The organism is Gemmobacter nanjingensis (assembly GCF_014652195.1).
Lineage (GTDB): Bacteria > Pseudomonadota > Alphaproteobacteria > Rhodobacterales > Rhodobacteraceae > Gemmobacter > Gemmobacter caeni.
In genome coordinates, this window is record NZ_BMYI01000005.1 from 159,035 (window position 1) to 174,941 (window position 15,907).

At 65.5% G+C, this 15,907-nt stretch carries 14 protein-coding genes; 8 read left to right on the forward strand and 6 right to left on the reverse strand.

From position 1 onward, the window contains the following. Positions 1 to 106: 106 nt before the first annotated feature. A complete protein-coding gene (locus IE126_RS10920) occupies positions 107 to 2,386 on the reverse strand; it encodes an NADP-dependent malic enzyme (protein ID WP_054302387.1) in 2,280 nt (759 codons plus the stop codon). A gap of 246 nt (positions 2,387 to 2,632) precedes the next feature. Between IE126_RS10920 and IE126_RS10925 the strand changes: the two genes are divergently transcribed. From IE126_RS10925 to IE126_RS10950, 6 genes are all read left to right on the forward strand, one after another. Next, positions 2,633 to 3,040, forward strand: coding sequence for a cytidine deaminase (locus IE126_RS10925; RefSeq protein ID WP_108129026.1), 408 nt, complete (start codon positions 2,633 to 2,635; stop codon positions 3,038 to 3,040). After that, positions 3,037 to 4,350 (forward strand): thymidine phosphorylase, encoded by a 1,314-nt coding sequence (locus tag IE126_RS10930; protein ID WP_189380972.1) that lies wholly within the window; start codon positions 3,037 to 3,039, stop codon positions 4,348 to 4,350. The genes IE126_RS10925 and IE126_RS10930 overlap by 4 nt, the downstream gene beginning before the upstream one ends. Continuing rightward, entirely contained in the window at positions 4,347 to 5,543 is a 1,197-nt protein-coding gene (locus IE126_RS10935) for a phosphopentomutase (protein WP_189380973.1), read from the forward strand. Before IE126_RS10930 ends, IE126_RS10935 begins: the two co-directional genes overlap by 4 nt. Next, on the forward strand, positions 5,540 to 6,529 hold the full coding sequence (locus IE126_RS10940) for an adenosine deaminase (RefSeq protein ID WP_189380974.1): 990 nt from the start codon (positions 5,540 to 5,542) through the stop codon (positions 6,527 to 6,529). Before IE126_RS10935 ends, IE126_RS10940 begins: the two co-directional genes overlap by 4 nt. Beyond that, on the forward strand, positions 6,526 to 7,158 hold the full coding sequence (gene upp / locus IE126_RS10945) for a uracil phosphoribosyltransferase (protein ID WP_054302383.1): 633 nt from the start codon (positions 6,526 to 6,528) through the stop codon (positions 7,156 to 7,158). Before IE126_RS10940 ends, upp begins: the two co-directional genes overlap by 4 nt. A 65-nt stretch (positions 7,159 to 7,223) precedes the next feature. Then, on the forward strand, positions 7,224 to 8,528 hold the full coding sequence (locus tag IE126_RS10950) for an SPOR domain-containing protein (protein ID WP_189380975.1): 1,305 nt from the start codon (positions 7,224 to 7,226) through the stop codon (positions 8,526 to 8,528). 93 nt (positions 8,529 to 8,621) lie between these two features. Here IE126_RS10950 and IE126_RS10955 read toward each other — a convergent pair whose 3' ends face one another. The 3 genes from IE126_RS10955 to IE126_RS10965 form a co-directional block, all read right to left on the reverse strand. After that, complete coding sequence (locus IE126_RS10955; protein WP_189380976.1) at positions 8,622 to 9,647, reverse strand: hypothetical protein; 1,026 nt, start codon at positions 9,645 to 9,647, stop codon at positions 8,622 to 8,624. 67 nt (positions 9,648 to 9,714) lie between these two features. Then, the gene (locus IE126_RS10960) at positions 9,715 to 10,209 is read right to left on the reverse strand and encodes a GNAT family N-acetyltransferase (RefSeq protein ID WP_189380977.1); all 495 of its coding nucleotides are present in this window, start codon (positions 10,207 to 10,209) and stop codon (positions 9,715 to 9,717) included. Continuing rightward, entirely contained in the window at positions 10,206 to 11,855 is a 1,650-nt protein-coding gene (locus IE126_RS10965; protein WP_189380978.1) for an AMP-binding protein, read from the reverse strand. Before IE126_RS10965 ends, IE126_RS10960 begins: the two co-directional genes overlap by 4 nt. Positions 11,856 to 11,955: 100 nt before the next feature. Here IE126_RS10965 and IE126_RS10970 point away from each other — a divergent pair, with 100 nt between their 5' ends. After that, a complete protein-coding gene (locus IE126_RS10970) occupies positions 11,956 to 12,894 on the forward strand; it encodes a DMT family transporter (protein WP_229825405.1) in 939 nt (312 codons plus the stop codon). Here IE126_RS10970 and IE126_RS10975 read toward each other — a convergent pair. Next, positions 12,891 to 13,478, reverse strand: a complete 588-nt coding sequence (locus IE126_RS10975; RefSeq protein ID WP_108128915.1) for a thymidine kinase — start codon at positions 13,476 to 13,478, stop codon at positions 12,891 to 12,893. The genes IE126_RS10970 and IE126_RS10975 overlap by 4 nt on opposite strands. Positions 13,479 to 13,966: 488 nt before the next feature. On the opposite strand from IE126_RS10975, the gene IE126_RS10980 reads away from it, so the two are divergent. Continuing rightward, entirely contained in the window at positions 13,967 to 14,422 is a 456-nt protein-coding gene (locus tag IE126_RS10980) for a hypothetical protein (protein WP_054301493.1), read from the forward strand. A 58-nt stretch (positions 14,423 to 14,480) separates the two neighbouring features. Here IE126_RS10980 and IE126_RS10985 read toward each other — a convergent pair whose 3' ends face one another. Then, a complete protein-coding gene (locus IE126_RS10985) occupies positions 14,481 to 15,848 on the reverse strand; it encodes a DEAD/DEAH box helicase (protein WP_108128914.1) in 1,368 nt (455 codons plus the stop codon). Positions 15,849 to 15,907 lie beyond the last annotated feature (59 nt).

Genomic DNA, 15,907 nt, shown 5'->3' on the forward strand with positions numbered 1-15,907 from the left:
CCAAATTTTGTTGGAATAGCCGGGGAGTTTGCAAATTTTTCAGGATTTGCAGTTTGCCTGCTGCCTGAAAGTGAGTCGGCGGCCGGATTTCCGGCCGCCGCATGTCTTAGCCGTAATGCGCTACGGGCGTTCCGGCGAGGGCCGAGATGTTCAAAAGCCCGCGCGGCGTAATTGAGGGGGTCACGATATGCGCCTTGTTGCCCATGCCCATCAGGATAGGCCCGACTTCCAGCCCGCCCGCCTTCATCCGCAGCATGTTGCGGGCCGCGTTGGCCGCATCGGAATAAGCGAAGATCAGGATATTGGCGGCACCCTCCAGCCGGCAGCCGGGGAAGATGCGGGCGCGCAGGTCGGCGTCCAGCGCGGCGTCGATGCTCATTTCGCCTTCATAGACGAAACTGCGGCTCTCCGCATCCAGGAGAGCCAGCGCCTCGCGCATCCGGCGGCCGGAATCGCTGTCGAGGTTGCCGAAGTTGGAATGCGAGCAGAGCGCGACCTTGGGTGTGACGCCGAAACGTTTGGCATGGCGGACGGCGCCCAGCGTGGTGAGGGCGATCTGTTCCGGCGTGGGGATCGGGTTCACCTGGGTATCGGCGATGAACAACGGCCCGTCCTCAAGGATCATCAGGCTGAGCGCGCCATGCGCCGACAGGCTGCCCCGGCCCAGAACCTGCGAAATGTAGTTCAGATGCCAGAGATATTGTCCGAAGGTCCCGCAGATCAGGCTGTCAGCATCGCCACGATGCACCGCGATGGCGCCGATGGCGGTGGTATTGGTGCGCAGGATGGCGCGGGCCAGATCGGGTGTAACGCCGCGCCGGGCCATCAGCTCGTGATAGCTGCCCCAGTAATCGCGGTAACGGGCGTCGCTTTCGGGGTTGATGACCTCGAAATCCCGGTCCGGGCGGATCGGCAGGCCCGCGCGTTCGCAGCGCCGGGCCATGACCTCGGGGCGGCCGATGAGGATCGGCTTGTCGGTCATTTCCTCCAGCATCGCGTTGGTCGCCCGCAGCACGCGCTCATCCTCGCCCTCGGCAAAGATGATGCGGCGTTCGGCATTGCGCGCGGCCTCGAACACCGGGCGCATGATCAGCGCGGATTTGAAGACCGAGCCGTTCAGCCGCTCGCGATAGGCGGCGAGGTCGTCGATGGGGCGGGTGGCGACGCCCGACTCCATCGCGGCCTTCGCCACCGCGCTGGCGACGACGCCGATCAGCCGGGGGTCGAAGGGTTTCGGGATCAGATAATCCGGCCCGAAGCTGAGCTTTTCGCCGCGATAGGCGGCGGCGGCTTCGGCGCTGGTGGTGGCACGGGCCAGGGCTGCGATTCCGTCGATGCAGGCCAGTTGCATTGCATCATTGATCTGCGTCGCCCCCACGTCCAGCGCGCCCCTGAAGATGAAGGGGAAGCACAGCACGTTATTGACCTGATTGGGAAAGTCGCTGCGGCCGGTGGCGATGATCGCGCCGGGGGCGACGGCGCGCACCTCGTCGGGCAGAATTTCCGGCGTCGGGTTGGCCAGCGCGAAGATGATCGGATTCTCCGCCATCCGCGCCACCATTTCAGGTTTCAGCACGCCGGGGCCGGAGAGGCCGAGGAACATGTCGGCGCCGTCGATCACCTCGTCCAGTGTCCGCTTGTCGCTGGCCTGAGCATAGGCAGCCTTCTGGGGGTTCATGTCAATCTCGCGGCCCTCATGGACCAGACCGTGAATGTCGCAAAGCCAGACGTTTTCGCGCTTCACACCCAGCTTCAGCAGCATGTTCAGGCAGGCGATGCCCGCCGCCCCGCCGCCGGTGCTGACGATCTTGATATTCTCGAACCTTTTGCCCGCCACATGCAGCGCATTGGTCGCCGCGGCGCCCACCACGATGGCGGTTCCGTGCTGATCATCATGGAAAACCGGAATGTTCATCCGTTCGCGGCACAGCTTTTCGACCACGAAACAGTCGGGCGCCTTGATGTCCTCAAGGTTGATCGCGCCGAAGGTCGGCTCCAGCGCGCAGACGATATCGGCCAGCTTCACCGGGTCCGGTTCATTTAGTTCAATGTCAAAACAATCTATGTTTGCGAACTTCTTGAACAGGACGGCCTTGCCCTCCATCACTGGCTTGGAGGCCAGCGCACCGATATTGCCAAGGCCAAGTACAGCGGTGCCGTTCGTCACCACGGCAACCAGATTTCCTCTTGTTGTATAACGGCTTGCGGTGGATGGATCTGCCTTGATCTCTAGGCAGGCCTCGGCCACGCCGGGCGAATAGGCGCGCGACAGGTCGCGACCGTTGGCCAGCGGCTTGGTTGCCCGGATCTCCAGCTTTCCCGGTTTGGGGTATTCGTGATAATCCAGCGCGGCCTGACGCGCGCTGTCCTGGCGGGTCTCGTCCATTCCGTCCTCCCGAAATCTGGTTTAGGGTTAAACCAGATTCTCCACTCAATAAAAAGCGGCTTTGCGCGCTGCATGGCGCCTATGCGCCGGATGCCGCATCTGTTCCGCCTTCACTGTGCCGACAAGCTTGCCTCGCCGCAATCGCGGAAAACCGCAAGTCGCGCCGGGCGGGGCAGGGGCGGCGGCTTGCGCCGGACGCGGGGCTGCCGCACAATCCGACCTGTTGGTCAAATTCGCGAGGCACCCATGTCCACCCCCGATCCTGCCCTGCTGCATGCCGCGACGGCGGTGCGCGAGAATGCCTATGCGCCCTATTCGCGCTTCAGGGTGGGGGCGGCGCTGCGGGGGGCCTCGGGCGTGGTCTATTCCGGCTGCAATGTGGAAAACGTAGCCTACCCCGAGGGCACCTGTGCCGAGGCGGGCGCCATTGCCGCCATGGTCGCGGCGGGAGAAACCCGGTTCACCGAGGCGCTGGTCATCGCCGACAGCCCCGACCCGGTGCCGCCCTGCGGAGGCTGCCGTCAGAAACTGGCCGAGTTTGCGGCAGGCGATGCGCCCGTCACGCTCTGCACCACCCAAGGCGCGCAGATGCGGACCAGCGTGGCCGAACTACTGCCTGGCCGGTTCAGCGCCGCGCATATGGACCGCACATGACCGACGCCCGCGCGATCATCGCCACGTTGCGCGACGGCGGGCATCCGGGGCGCGAAGACCTGCGCTGGTTCGCGCGCGGCCTTGCCTCGGGCGAGGTGACGGATGCGCAGGCCGGGGCCTTTGCCATGGCGGTGGTTCTGCGCGGGCTGGGCGAGACGGGCCGCGTGGCGCTGACAGAGGCCATGCGTGACAGCGGCAAGGTGCTGCGCTGGGATCTGCCGGGGCCGGTGATCGACAAACATTCGACCGGCGGCATCGGTGATTGCGTCTCGCTTCTGCTGGCGCCCGCGCTGGCGGCCTGTGGGGCCTGTGTGCCCATGATCTCGGGTCGCGGGCTGGGCCATACCGGCGGTACGCTGGACAAGCTGGAATCGATCCCGGGGTTCCGTACCGGGCTGGATGAAGCGGCACTGCGGCGGCAACTTGGCCAAGTGCGCTGCGCCATCGTGGCGGCCAGCGCCGATATCGCGCCGGCGGATCGGCGGCTTTACGCGATCCGTGATGTGACATCGACGGTGGAAAGCATCGACCTCATCACCGCCTCGATCCTGTCCAAGAAGCTTGCGGCGGGGCTGCAGGCGCTGGTTCTGGATGTGAAAGCTGGTTCCGGCGCCTTCATGAAGACCGAAACCGAGGTGGAGGCTCTGGCTCAGGCGCTGGTCAGCACGGCGAATGGGGCGGGGTGCAAGACCTCGGCCCTGATTACCGACATGACGCAGCCGCTGGCGCCTTCAGCGGGCAATGCGCTGGAGGTGATCGAGGTGATGGAGGTGATGACCGGCGGTGCGCTGCGCACGCGGCTTGGTGCGCTGACTGCGGCCCTGGGCGGCGAGGTGCTGGCGCTGGCGGGCCTTGCCACCGATGCGGCGGAGGGCGAGGGACTGGTGACCGAGGCGCTGGAAAGCGGGGCTGCTGCCGAATGTTTCGGCCGGATGGTCGCCGCGCAGGGCGGGCCTGCCGATTTTGTGGATCGCTGGCCCGACCGGCTGCCCTCGGCACCCGTCATGCGCCCGGTTCCGGCGCCGGAAGCAGGGTTTCTGGCTGCGGTGGATGGTTTCCGGCTGGGTGAGGCGGTCGTGCATCTGGGTGGCGGCCGCTTGCGCGATGGCGACCGGGTGAACCCGGCCGTTGGTCTCGCCGGGCTCCCCGAAATCGGGACCGAGATCTTTCGGGGGCTGCCGCTGGCGGTGGTGCATGCGCAATCCGAAACGGCGGCGGAGGCGGCGGCTGCGGCGGTGCTGGCCGCCTGTCGCATCACGCCCGGGCGGCCGGAACTGCCGCCCCTTGTCTTGAAAAGGATCGCCGTATGAACCGGGCCTTTCTGATCGTGATGGACAGCGTGGGCATCGGCGGTGCGCCGGATGCTGCGACCTTTGGCGATGAAGGGGTGAATACCATGGCCCATATCGCCGAAGCCTGTGCCGCGGGGCAGGCCGAACAGGGGCGGAGTGGCCTGTTGCGGATGCCCGTGCTGGATGCGCTCGGGCTCGGTGCGGCACTGCATCTGGCGTCGGGCGCGCGGGTGCCCGGATTGGGGGCGGTGCCGACCGGCCTTTGGGGGGCCGCGACCGAAGTGTCACGCGGCAAGGACACGCCCTCGGGCCATTGGGAACTGGCAGGGGTGCCGGTGCCTTGGGACTGGAGCTATTTCCCCGATACCGCCCCTGCCTTCCCGCCCGAGATCGTGGCCGAGGTCTGCTGTCTGGCCGGGACAGCGGGCATCCTTGGCAATTGTCACGCCTCGGGCACCGAGATCATTGAACGGCTGGGGCCGGAGCATATGCGCAGCGGCTGGCCCATCTGCTATACCTCGGCGGACAGCGTGTTCCAGATTGCCGCGCATGAGGAAAGCTTTGGCCTCGACCGGCTGATCGCGCTGTGCGAGGGTCTGGCACCTGTGCTGCATGCCCGGCGTGTGGGGCGCGTGATTGCACGGCCCTTCGTCGGTCAGCCCGGCAGCTTCAGCCGCACCGCCAATCGCCGGGACTTTGCCATCGCACCGCCTGCACCTACGCTGCTGGACTGGGTGCAGGAGGCAGGGCGCCCGACCCATGCCATCGGCAAGATCGGCGACATCTTCTCGCATCGCGGAATTGGCAAACTGCACAAAGGTAAGGATGACGCTGCACTTTTCGATCATCTGGACCGGCTTGCGACGGAAGCCGAGCCGGGAAGCTTGACCTTTGCGAACTTTGTTGAGTTCGACAGCCTTTATGGTCACCGCCGTGACGTCTCGGGTTATGCCCGTGCGCTGGAATGGTTCGACACACGCGCAGGGGAATTTCTGGCGCGTCTCCGGCCCGGGGATATGGCGCTGTTCACGGCTGACCACGGCAATGATCCCACCTGGCGCGGCACTGAACACACCCGCGAACGCGTGCCGGTGCTGATTGCCGGAAACGACGCGGGCAGCTTCGGCCTGTGCGCTTTTGCCGATGTGGCCGCAAGCCTTGCCACCCATCTGAACATCCCGGCGCAAGGGCCGGGGCGGAGCTTCCTGTGACCCTGAAAGATCAGCCCAAGATCGAACTGCACCTGCATCTGGAAGGTGCGGCCCCGCCCGCCTTCATCAGGGGGCTGGCGGCGGAAAAGCACGAAGATATCTCGGGCATTTTCAACGAAGGCGGCGGTTATGCCTGGCGCGACTTCCGGCACTTCCTGCGGGTTTACGAGGCTGCGACCTCGGTCCTGCGCAGCCCCGAGGACTACCGCCGCCTTGCGCTGGCTGTGCTGGAGGAAAGCGCCGCACATGGCGTGATTTACAGCGAAACCTTCCTCAGCCCCGATTTCTGCGGTGGTCGGGATGTGGCGGCCTGGCGCGACTATCTGGCCGCCATCGAGGATGCGGCGGCGGAGGCCGAAGCGAAAATGGGCATCACGCTGCGCGCCATCATCACGCCGATCCGTCATTTCGGGCCGGAAAAATCGCGTGATGTGGCGATCTGTGCCGCCGAAACCGCTGGGCGGTTTGTCACCGGCTTTGGCATCGCGGGGGATGAGGCGGTCTGTGAGCCCAAAGATTTCGCCTGGGCCTTCGACTGTGCCCGCGAGGCCGGGCTGGGTCTGACGGCGCATGCGGGGGAATGGCGCGGGCCACAGCATATCCGTGACACGCTGGCGGCGCTGGCGCCAAGCCGCATCGGCCATGGTGTCCGTGCAATCGAGGATCTGGCGCTGGTCGACGAACTCGCTGAACGCGGCACGGTGCTGGAGGTTTGCTCAGGCTCCAACATCGCATTGGGGCTTTATCCTGACTGGCGCAAACATCCCATCGGGCAGCTTTACGACCGGGGTGTGAAGGTCACGGTCTCCACCGACGATCCGCCCTTCTTCCACACCACGATGACCCGCGAATGGGACCGGCTGGCCGATGCTTTCGACTGGGATCAGGGCGTGTTCGACACGCTCAACCGCACCGCGCTTGACGCCGCCTTCTGCGATCGCGACACCAAAGAGAAACTTGCCATGAGACTGGAGCCCCGCGCATGACCGAACATCTGACCGTCGTGAATCACCCGCTGGTGCAGCACAAGCTGACCATCATGCGCAACAAGGATACATCGACTGCCGGGTTTCGCCGCCTGCTGAAAGAGATCAGCCTGCTGCTGGCCTATGAGGTGACGCGCGAACTGGACATGACCACCACCCGCATCGAGACGCCGTTGCAGCCAATGGATGCGCCGACGCTGGATGGCAAGAAACTAGCGCTGATTTCCATTCTGCGGGCGGGCAACGGACTGCTGGACGGCATTCTGGAGCTGATCCCGGCGGCGCGCGTGGGCTTCGTCGGATTGTATCGTGACCCGGAAACGCTGCAACCCGTGCAGTATTACTGCAAGGTGCCGGACCGGCTGGACGAACGCATCTGCATCGTGGTCGATCCGATGCTGGCGACCGGCAATTCCAGCGTGGCGGCCATTGACCTGCTGAAACAATCGGGGGCGAAGAACATCCGCTTCCTCTGCCTTCTGGCGGCGCCGGAAGGCGTGCAGCGCATGAAGGAGGCGCATCCCGATGTGCCGATCGTCACGGCCTCGTTGGACAGCCACCTCAATGACCATGGATATATTGTACCTGGCCTAGGGGATGCGGGCGACCGTATGTTCGGCACAAAATAAGCCATTACCCCTTTACCCGAGAACAATCCTGTTGCATGATTCGCTTACTCGATGAGGGGGTCTTCATGCTTCGCAGGTTTGTTGCCGCTGCGGTTCTTGCCGTGTTGTCCGGTACAACTGTCGCCCAGGCGCAAACAGTGTCTCAGATCGGCGGGCCGCGCGAGCTGCCTCCTCCGGGTTTCAAGGGGCAAATGTATGTCGACAGCCGGGGCTGCGTGTTCCTGCGGGCGGGCCTGAACGGTGTCACCAGCTGGGTGCCGCGCGTCAGCCGGGACCGCCGGGCGCTCTGTGGGTATCCGCCGACTCTGGCCACCCTTGGCAAGCCTGTTCCGGTCGCACCGGCGGAGGAGCCCGCGCCGCGTGTGGCCGCCGCCCCGACGCCTCGCGCCGTGGGGGCGCCCATGGCGACGGTCGCGACGGTGACAACGCCGCCGCGCATCCGCACAACTGCGGCGCGTCCGGTCGATCCGGCGCTGATGCGTGGTGTGCCCGCGCCTGTGGTGATGGCACATCCGACGCCCCCGGCCTCGGTCATGGTGGCGCAGGCGCCCGTCGCGCGCGCCGCAGTTGCGCCAACGACCGTGCCAAGCCTCGCCGCCGCGCCGGGCGGCCGCAAGATTGCCTGCTATGCCTCGGCCCCGGTGCCGAAGCTTTACGCGCTGTCCAATGGCGGCACGGCCGTGCTGTGTACCCGTGGGGACGGGACACTGAATGGCGCTCATGCGCCGATCTATTCCAAAGTTGCGCTGGGGAACGGGCCGCGTCTGGGTGCGGGGCTGACCGAGCCGGCGGGGACGGTTGTCAGCCGCGGCACGCTGAGCGTGAATGACATCGGCAGCTCCGACCGCGCCACGGTGATCCTGCGCTCGGCAGAGGTCACGGATGAGTTTCCGGTTCCGAAGGGCTATAAATCCGCTTGGAAGGATGACCGTCTGAACCCCTATCGTGGTGTCGGGACGGCGTCCGGTCAGGCGGCACAGGATCAGATCTGGACCCGCGATGTGCCGGCTGAACTGGTTGCCGATCAGGCGCCGCGCCAGACCCGTCGCCTTGTCGTCGTTTCGTCCAAGAACAAGGTGCAACCCGTCCGAAAGGTTCAGGTTTCCAGCATGGGCACGGCCAAGGCGCCGGTTCAGGCACGCGCGGGGCGGATGTTCGTGCAGATCGGCACCTTTGGCGAGCCTGCCAATGCCGAAGGTGCCAAGGCGCGTCTGCGGGCAGCGGGCCTGCCGGTCGGCACCTCGCGCATCAACAAGAGCGGCAAACCGCTTCAGATCGTTCTGGCCGGGCCCTTCGGGGATGCGGCCTCGGCGCAGGCTGCCCTTGGGGCGGTTCGCCGCGCGGGCTTCGGCGACGCGTTCATCCGGTAATTCTGAGCAGGCAAAAAACGGGCAGAATAACCCTGCGCCCCCGCCGTTCCGGTCGGGGGCGTCTTTCTGTCCGCGGCTATTCGCTGTCCGGGGCTATTCGGCGCAGATCGCCTGAAGGCTGATCCAGTCGCCATCCTTCAGCAGCGGAGGGGCTGCCTCCTGCGCGAAAGGATCGGCCTCGATCAGTCGAAGCACGCTCTCACCGCTGGGGTCCACCGCGCGGGCATAGGGGGTGCTGGCCACGCCCGCCTCGGCAAAGCGAGTAAGCAAATGCTCGGTATCCACTTCCGAGGGCGGCTCGGTCAGGATCAGCCGCCCGTAGCCCTGCACCGATCCGGGTGCGAGGCGGCCCGTGGTCAGCAGGCCAAAGGTTGCCCGCACCCCGGCATATTCCAGCAGGGGCAGCATGGGATCGGTTTCGCTGATACGCTCGGCCTCGGCCAGCGCGAAACCTGCGGCCACATCCGGGCTGTTCTGGTTTTCGATCAGCGAGCGGTGCAATGCGATGATCCGGCCCGGCAAATGCAGCGACAGGGCGGTGCCGTCCCGCAGCACGACAAGCTGCGGCGGGTTTTCCCCGAACAGGCGCGCCGACAGCTTTTCCAGCGCCGACAGGCCCGACACATCGGAACAGGGCGCCCCGGCGACCTGGGACAGATCCGCCAGAGCGGTGCGGCCAATGGATTTCCGCATCGTCGGCGGCACCATGGCGGCGGTGTGGTCGATCATCGCTCCGGGCACGAAAACCGCCCCCGCCAGCAAGACCAGCGCAGTCCCTGCCAGCAAAAGCGAACCCCGCAGCCGTCCCGGCCGGGGGCGAGCGGTGGCAAGGGTGTGCCGCACCTTCTCCAGTGCGGCGATCATGGTCGGGTCGTCCAGTTCAAGCGTTTCCAGCGCGTCCTGACCGGGGGCGAACAGGGCGGGGATCTCGCCGGGGTTCAGCCGCTCCACTGCGGGCAGCGACCAGTGCGACAGGGCGGCTTCGGTGCGCGGATCGGACAGCGTCAGCGAGGCCTCGCCGAAGGCCACGATCACCTCGCGCCGTTGCATTTCCGGCGCTTCACGCCATAGCCCCGGGCTTTCAAGCTTCTGATACTGCTTCAGCGCCGTCGTGCGCATTGATGGCCTTCTTGCCGCTATTCAGCCCAGCTTATCGGGATTGTCCCGTGGTCACAACCGCCTCGGTTCAGACGGGTCCAAAGGCCGGGGCAAAGCGGATTTCGCCGGTCGGGGCCGGGCTGCTGAAGGGCCGCGACAGCACATATTCTGCAGGCACACCCGGAATGTGACGGGCCGCGTCAGCCACAAGGCCAAAGCGCCCGTAATAGGCCGGATCGCCAAGGACCACGACGCCGCCATGTCCCTGTGTCTGCAAAGCTGCCAACGCAGCCCGCATCAATGCCTGACCGATACCCTGCCGCTGGCAGCGCGGCGCGACGGATACGGGCGCTATACAGGCCCAACCCGGCGTTCCGCCGATGGTGACGGGAGAGGCGGCGATATGGCCGGTCAGGCCATGGCCATCCTCGCAGACCAGCGACAGAAGCAGATCGCCCGAGGCCCGCAGCGCCGTCACGATTTCCGCCTCGTTGCCATCGGAATGGGCGGCGGTGGCGAAGGCATCGGTGATCAACCGGCCGATCGCCGCCGCCTCGTCCGCACCTTCGGGGCGTGGCGTCACGCCGTTACGCCCTGTTGCTGTGCCATCAGCTTGGCCACGGCGCGCAACTCGAACTTCTGGATCTTGCCGGTCGAGGTTTTCGGCAACTCGCAGAACACCACCGCCTTGGGGGTGGCGAAGCCTGCCAGACGTGCGCGGCAGAACTTGATCAGCTCTTCCTCGGTCACTTCGGCACCGGATTTCAGCTCGACGAAGGCGCAGGGCACCTCGCCCCATTTCGCATCGGGCTTGGCGACCACGGCACACAGGCTGACCGCCGGGTGGTGCATCAGAGCGCCCTCGACCTCGACCGAGCTGACATTCTCGCCGCCCGAAATGATGATGTCCTTCGCGCGGTCGGTGATCTTGATATAGCCGTCGGGATGCTGAAGCGCGATGTCGCCCGAGCGGAACCAGCCACCCTTGAACGCCTCGGCCGTGGCCTGCGGGTTCTTGTAGTAGCCCTTCATCACCATGTTGCCACGCATGGCGATCTCGCCCAGATGGGCCGAGTCGCGCGGCACCGGAACGCCGTGGGTATCATGCACCTCGGCCGCCTCCAGCATGGCCATCGGAACGCCGGTGCGGGCCTTGAAGGCGGCGCGGTCTTCGCCCGTCTTGTCGTCCCATTCCGGTTGCCACAGGCATTCGGTGGCGGGGCCATAGGTTTCGGTCAGCCCATAAACCTGCGTGACATTGAAACCCAGCGGTTCGATGGCGGCGAGTGTGGCGGCAGGCGGCGGGGCGCCTGCGGTGAAGACCTCGACCACATGATCAAAGGCGCGGCGGTCTGCGTCTTTCGCGTTGATGATGGTGTTCAGCACGATGGGGGCGCCGCCGAAATGGGTGACGCCTTCATCGGCGATGGCGTCATAGATCGCTTTCGCGGTCACGTCGCGGCAACAGACCAGCGTGCCGCCCATCATCGGCACCAGCCAGGGCTGCACCCATGCGTTGCAATGAAACAGCGGCACGATGGTCAGCACCTTGGGAAAAAGCTGCATCCGCCAGGCGATGACATTGGCCATGGTCGCGAGGTAAGCGCCGCGATGATGATAGACCACACCCTTCGGCCGTCCCGTGGTGCCGGAGGTATAGTTGATGGCAAGGCTTTCCCATTCATCCTCGGGCAAAACCCAGTCGAACTCCGGGTCGCCTTCGGCCAGCAGATCCTCGTATTCCAGATAATGCCTGCCGGGGGTGAAACCCGCCTCGCGGTCGCAGACTTCGATGATCTGCGGCGCGGAGCCCTCCATCTTCTTGATAGCGGCCTCGGCCAGCGGCAGCAGCGCGGTATCGACCAGCACGATCTTCGCGCCGGCATGGCCGAAGATATAGCCCACCGTATCGGCATCCAGCCGGGTGTTGATCGTATTGATGATCGCCCCGCAGGCGGGCACGCCAAAATGCGCCTCGGCCTGCTGCGGGATGTTCGGCAGAAGCGTCGCCACCACATCGCCCGGTGCCACTCCCCGACGGGCCAGGGCAGAGGCGAGGCGGGTCGTGCGGTCGAGATATTCGGCATAGCTGCGCCGCGTCGATTTCCAGACCAGAGCGGTGCGTCCGGCATGCACGTCGGCGGCGCGCTTCAGATGCGACAGCGGCGTCAGCGCCACATGGTTCGCGGCATTCTTTTCCAGTCCGGTCTCGTCAACCAGCCAACCCATAGCGCGCTCTCCTCCCGAACTGGCGGAACATGTCGTTTTCCGGCGCGCAGTTTGCGGCGGGTTCAGGGCATTGAAAAGAGGGGAAGAAAGGAATTGCGCGATGACTACCGCTAACATGGCTGCGGCAACCGACCGCAGCCCGGACCGCACCCTGGCTGCCGCCGGGATGGTGCTGGTCTATGCCATGCTGATCGGCTTCACCGACAATTTCGTGCGCCTGATCGCGGCGGATGGCGGGCTGTGGCAGTTTCATGCGACGCGCTCGGTCATGGCCTGGGCGATCCTGCTGGCGCTGATGGTGCCGCTGCGGTTGCGGCTGCGGCCCCGCAACCTGCGGGCGGTGGTGGCGCGGTCGGCGATTCATGGCAGTGGCATGGTGATCTATTTCGGCGCACTGGCCTTCCTGCCGGTGGCGCAGGTAGCGGCAGGATTATTCACCGCACCTATCTTCGTCCTGCTGATCTCGCGCTTCATCTATGGCCACCCCATCGGTCCGGTGCGGGTGCTGGCGGTGGCCGTGGGCTTTGCCGGGGTGGTCATGGTGCTGGGCCCGGAGGCGATGCGTGGCGCCAGCGTGGCCGCTTTCCTTCCGGTACTGGCTGGTGCGCTTTACGCGCTGGGCAATATCGCCACGCGGGAGTGGTGCGACGGGGAAACGGCGGAAACTCTGCTGGGCGGCTTCTTTGCCGCGCTGGGGATTTTCGGCCTGATCGGCATGGCAGTCCTGACACTGGTGCCGGTGGAGGTGCCCGAGGGCACCGCGGGCTTCGTGCTGCGCGGCCCGGTCTGGCCTTCGGCGGATTTCCTGTTCTGGACGCTGGTTCAGGCAGCAGGTTCGCTGCTGGGGGTGGGCATGATGATCAAGGCCTATCAACTGGCCGAAGCGAGCCGCGTATCGGTCTTTGAATATGTGATCCTGCCCGCCTCGGCGGGGTGGAGCTGGCTGATCTGGGGCGAGACGCAAAGCCTGCTGGCGCTGGCGGGTATGGCACTGATCGCGGCCGCGGGGGTGATGATTGCCCTGCGGGCGCGGCGCTAGGCGTCGGTATCCCCCATGGCGGCGCGCCAGTGACGGCGGCACAGGCTCTGATAGGTCTCGTTACCGCCGATCTGCACCTGGTCGCCATCGCGCAGCGCGCTGCCATCCGGGGCACGGCGCACCACCATGGTGGCCTTCTTGCCGCAATGGCAAATCGTGCGCACCTCGCGCATTTCATCGGCCCAGGCCAGAAGTGCTGCCGATCCGGGGAACAGGTTGCCCTGAAAATCCACCCGTAGGCCGTAGCACATCACCGGCACGCCCAGATCGTCCACCGCCTGCGCCAGTTGCCAGACCTGGGCCTTGGTCAGGAACTGTGCTTCGTCGATGAAGACACAGGCCACCGGGCCGCGCCCCAGCCGGGTCGCGATCAGAGCACACATGTCATCAGCGGCGCCAAACATGTCGGCGCTTTCGCCAATGCCGATACGGCTGGCGATGCGGCCGGTTCCCGCGCGGTCGTCGAGCCGCGCGGTCAGCAGATAAGTCTGCATGCCCCCTTCTCGGTAGTTGTGAGAGGCTTGCAGAAGCGCGGTGGATTTGCCCGCGTTCATCGTCGAGTAGTGGAAGTAAAGCTTGGCCATGCCGCCCGATAGCGAAAAGCCCCGCCTGTCACAAGCGGGGCCGTCGCACTGATACAGGGTCACTGTTGATACTCGTACCCGGGTGCCGTGACGGCACCCGCACCGGACAACAAGACCTCCCCAGAAACAGAGGGGGTGGGGGCACGCCGGGAGGTGGATTTGACGTGGCCAGCGCCCACCCGGACGAACAGAAGGCACATGCGGCGGACCGCCATACTCGTTACGTCGCGCCCACGAGGGAAGGGCGACAACACTCGGAACTGACGGGTCCGCCGCACAACCTTCCGGTTTCCCGGCCGGTTTCCCCGTGAGACCTTGGCACGGCGGACCCCCACCCGCTCCGGCGCTGGGGACGCCGGAAGCTCACTCATCAAGGTTCCGGGCTCGCCGGAACTGGATTATGAATGACAAACCCCTGCCGTCCGATTAATGGGAAAAGAAACAGTGATTTCCCCCAAATGGGGGATGTGGAAGGATTAGCGGGTTTCATGTCTATCGAGTCCTATCTGAAAAAACACACCGAAGCCTTGGTGAAGGACGTGGGAATCGAAGCGGCCTGCGACCTCACCGGCAAGTCCAAGGCCACCATCGGGCGCTACTATTCCGAACAGGACGAACACAGCGACCGTTTCATGCCCATTGACGTCGTGGCCCAGTTGGAGGCGGCGGCGCGCTACCCGCATGTGACCTCGGCGCTGGCGGAACTGCGCGGCATCACCTTCAGCTATGACGCGGAACGCCGCAATGCGCAGTCGGGCGGCATCAATTCGGATGTGGTGGCGCTGGCGCAAAGGTTCGGGATGCTGATGGCGGAATACAACACGGCCATCGCCGACGGTCGTATTTCGGTGAACGAGGCCAAGCGCCTGCTGCGCGAAACACTGGCAATCCAGCAGGTGTTGCTGGAAATGAAGCTCAATCTTGAGGAAGAAGCCGGACACTGAGCCCTTGGCCGCACGAAATAAGAAAAGGCCGGGCTGCATGCCCGGCCTTTTGCATCTGTCAGCCGCGTGCGGGCCGACGGGGCGGGGCAGAGCCGCCCGCCGCCTTGCGGGCCGGTTTCTGCCCCTGCGGACGGGCCCCGCCGGGCTTGGCCGCCGGTTTGCCGCCCGAAGGTTTCTGCCCCTGCGGTTTCTGGCCCTGTTTCTGCCCTTGCGGACGCCCGCCGCCGCCGCGCCGCTGCTGGTTCTGCTGCGCCCGCGCGACCTTCAGTGCATTGGCTTCTTTCACCGCATCCATCGCCCAGGGCGCGCCGCCGATGACAGGCACGGTCTTTTTCAGCAGCGTCTCGACCTGTTTCAGTTCGTCCATTTCGGCCGGCGCGCAGAAGCTGACCGAGCTGCCACCGGCACCCGCCCGCGCAGTGCGGCCGATGCGGTGAACATAGTTTTCCGGCACGTTCGGCATGTCGTAGTTATAGACGTGCCGCACGGTGGGGATGTCGATGCCGCGCGCCGCCACATCGGTGGCGACCAGCACATCCATCGTGCCCTCGCGGAAATCGGCCAGCGCGCGCTCGCGCTGGTTCTGGCTGCGGTTGCCGTGGATCGCTACCGCATTGAAGCCCCAGGTCACCAGCAGCTTCGCCAGCTTGTCGGCACCATGCTTGGTGCGGGCAAAGACGATGGCGGCCTCTCCCGGATGCTTTTGCAGATAGCTTTCCAAGAGCTTTGCCTTGTCACCCTGCGGGGTGAAATGCACGCCCTGCACAATCTTTTCCGCCGGTTTGCCGGGGGGCGAGACCTGCACGCGGACCGGATCGCGCAGATAGGTATCGGCGATTTCCTCGATGTCCTTCGGCATGGTGGCGCTGAACAGCAGGGTCTGGCGGCGCAGCGGCAGGAATTTGGCGATCTGGCGCAGCGAATGGATGAAACCCATGTCCAGCATGTGATCGGCCTCGTCCAGCACCAGATAGCCGCAGCTGTCCAGCCGCACGTCGCCGCGCTCCAAGAGGTCGATCAGCCGGCCGGGGGTGGCGATCAGCACATCGGTTCCCTTGGCCAGCCGTTCGGACTGCTTGTTGATCGAGGCGCCGCCGACCACCATGGTCAGCTTGACCGGCGTGCCCTTGGTGAAGGCGAAGATGTGGTCATAGATCTGCTGCACCAGTTCGCGCGTGGGGGCCAGGATCAGGGCGCGCACATTGCGCGGCCCCGGCGGGTGGGTGATGTCCAGCAGGCGGTGCAGCAGCGGCAGGCCGAAAGCGGCGGTCTTGCCGGTGCCGGTCTGCGCCAGACCCATCAGGTCGCGCCCCTTCATCACCTGCGGAATGGCCTGCGCCTGAATCGGCGTCGGCGTGGTGAAGCTGGTGCCTTCCAGCGCCTTGAGGAGCTTCGGCGAAAGGCCGAGATCAGCGAAAGTCGTCATAAGTCGTTCCAATAGTCATCGGGATGCCGCAACGGGCATCCGCGAGGGGTGGCGGGTCG

Excerpts from the sequence above, each read along its gene's own strand:
- IE126_RS10930 (WP_189380972.1), top strand. The coding sequence starts at position 3,037 with ATGACCGACGCCCGCGCGATCATCGCCACGTTGCGCGACGGCGGGCAT.
- upp (WP_054302383.1), top strand. The coding sequence starts at position 6,526 with ATGACCGAACATCTGACCGTCGTGAATCACCCGCTGGTGCAGCACAAG.
- IE126_RS10970 (WP_229825405.1), top strand. The coding sequence starts at position 11,956 with ATGACTACCGCTAACATGGCTGCGGCAACCGACCGCAGCCCGGACCGC.
- IE126_RS10975 (WP_108128915.1), bottom strand. The coding sequence starts at position 13,478 with ATGGCCAAGCTTTACTTCCACTACTCGACGATGAACGCGGGCAAATCC.
- IE126_RS10925 (WP_108129026.1), top strand. The coding sequence starts at position 2,633 with ATGTCCACCCCCGATCCTGCCCTGCTGCATGCCGCGACGGCGGTGCGC.
- IE126_RS10955 (WP_189380976.1), bottom strand. The coding sequence starts at position 9,647 with ATGCGCACGACGGCGCTGAAGCAGTATCAGAAGCTTGAAAGCCCGGGG.
- IE126_RS10935 (WP_189380973.1), top strand. The coding sequence starts at position 4,347 with ATGAACCGGGCCTTTCTGATCGTGATGGACAGCGTGGGCATCGGCGGT.
- IE126_RS10965 (WP_189380978.1), bottom strand. The coding sequence starts at position 11,855 with ATGGGTTGGCTGGTTGACGAGACCGGACTGGAAAAGAATGCCGCGAAC.
- IE126_RS10920 (WP_054302387.1), bottom strand. The coding sequence starts at position 2,386 with ATGGACGAGACCCGCCAGGACAGCGCGCGTCAGGCCGCGCTGGATTAT.
- IE126_RS10985 (WP_108128914.1), bottom strand. The coding sequence starts at position 15,848 with ATGACGACTTTCGCTGATCTCGGCCTTTCGCCGAAGCTCCTCAAGGCG.
- IE126_RS10950 (WP_189380975.1), top strand. The coding sequence starts at position 7,224 with ATGCTTCGCAGGTTTGTTGCCGCTGCGGTTCTTGCCGTGTTGTCCGGT.
- IE126_RS10980 (WP_054301493.1), top strand. The coding sequence starts at position 13,967 with ATGTCTATCGAGTCCTATCTGAAAAAACACACCGAAGCCTTGGTGAAG.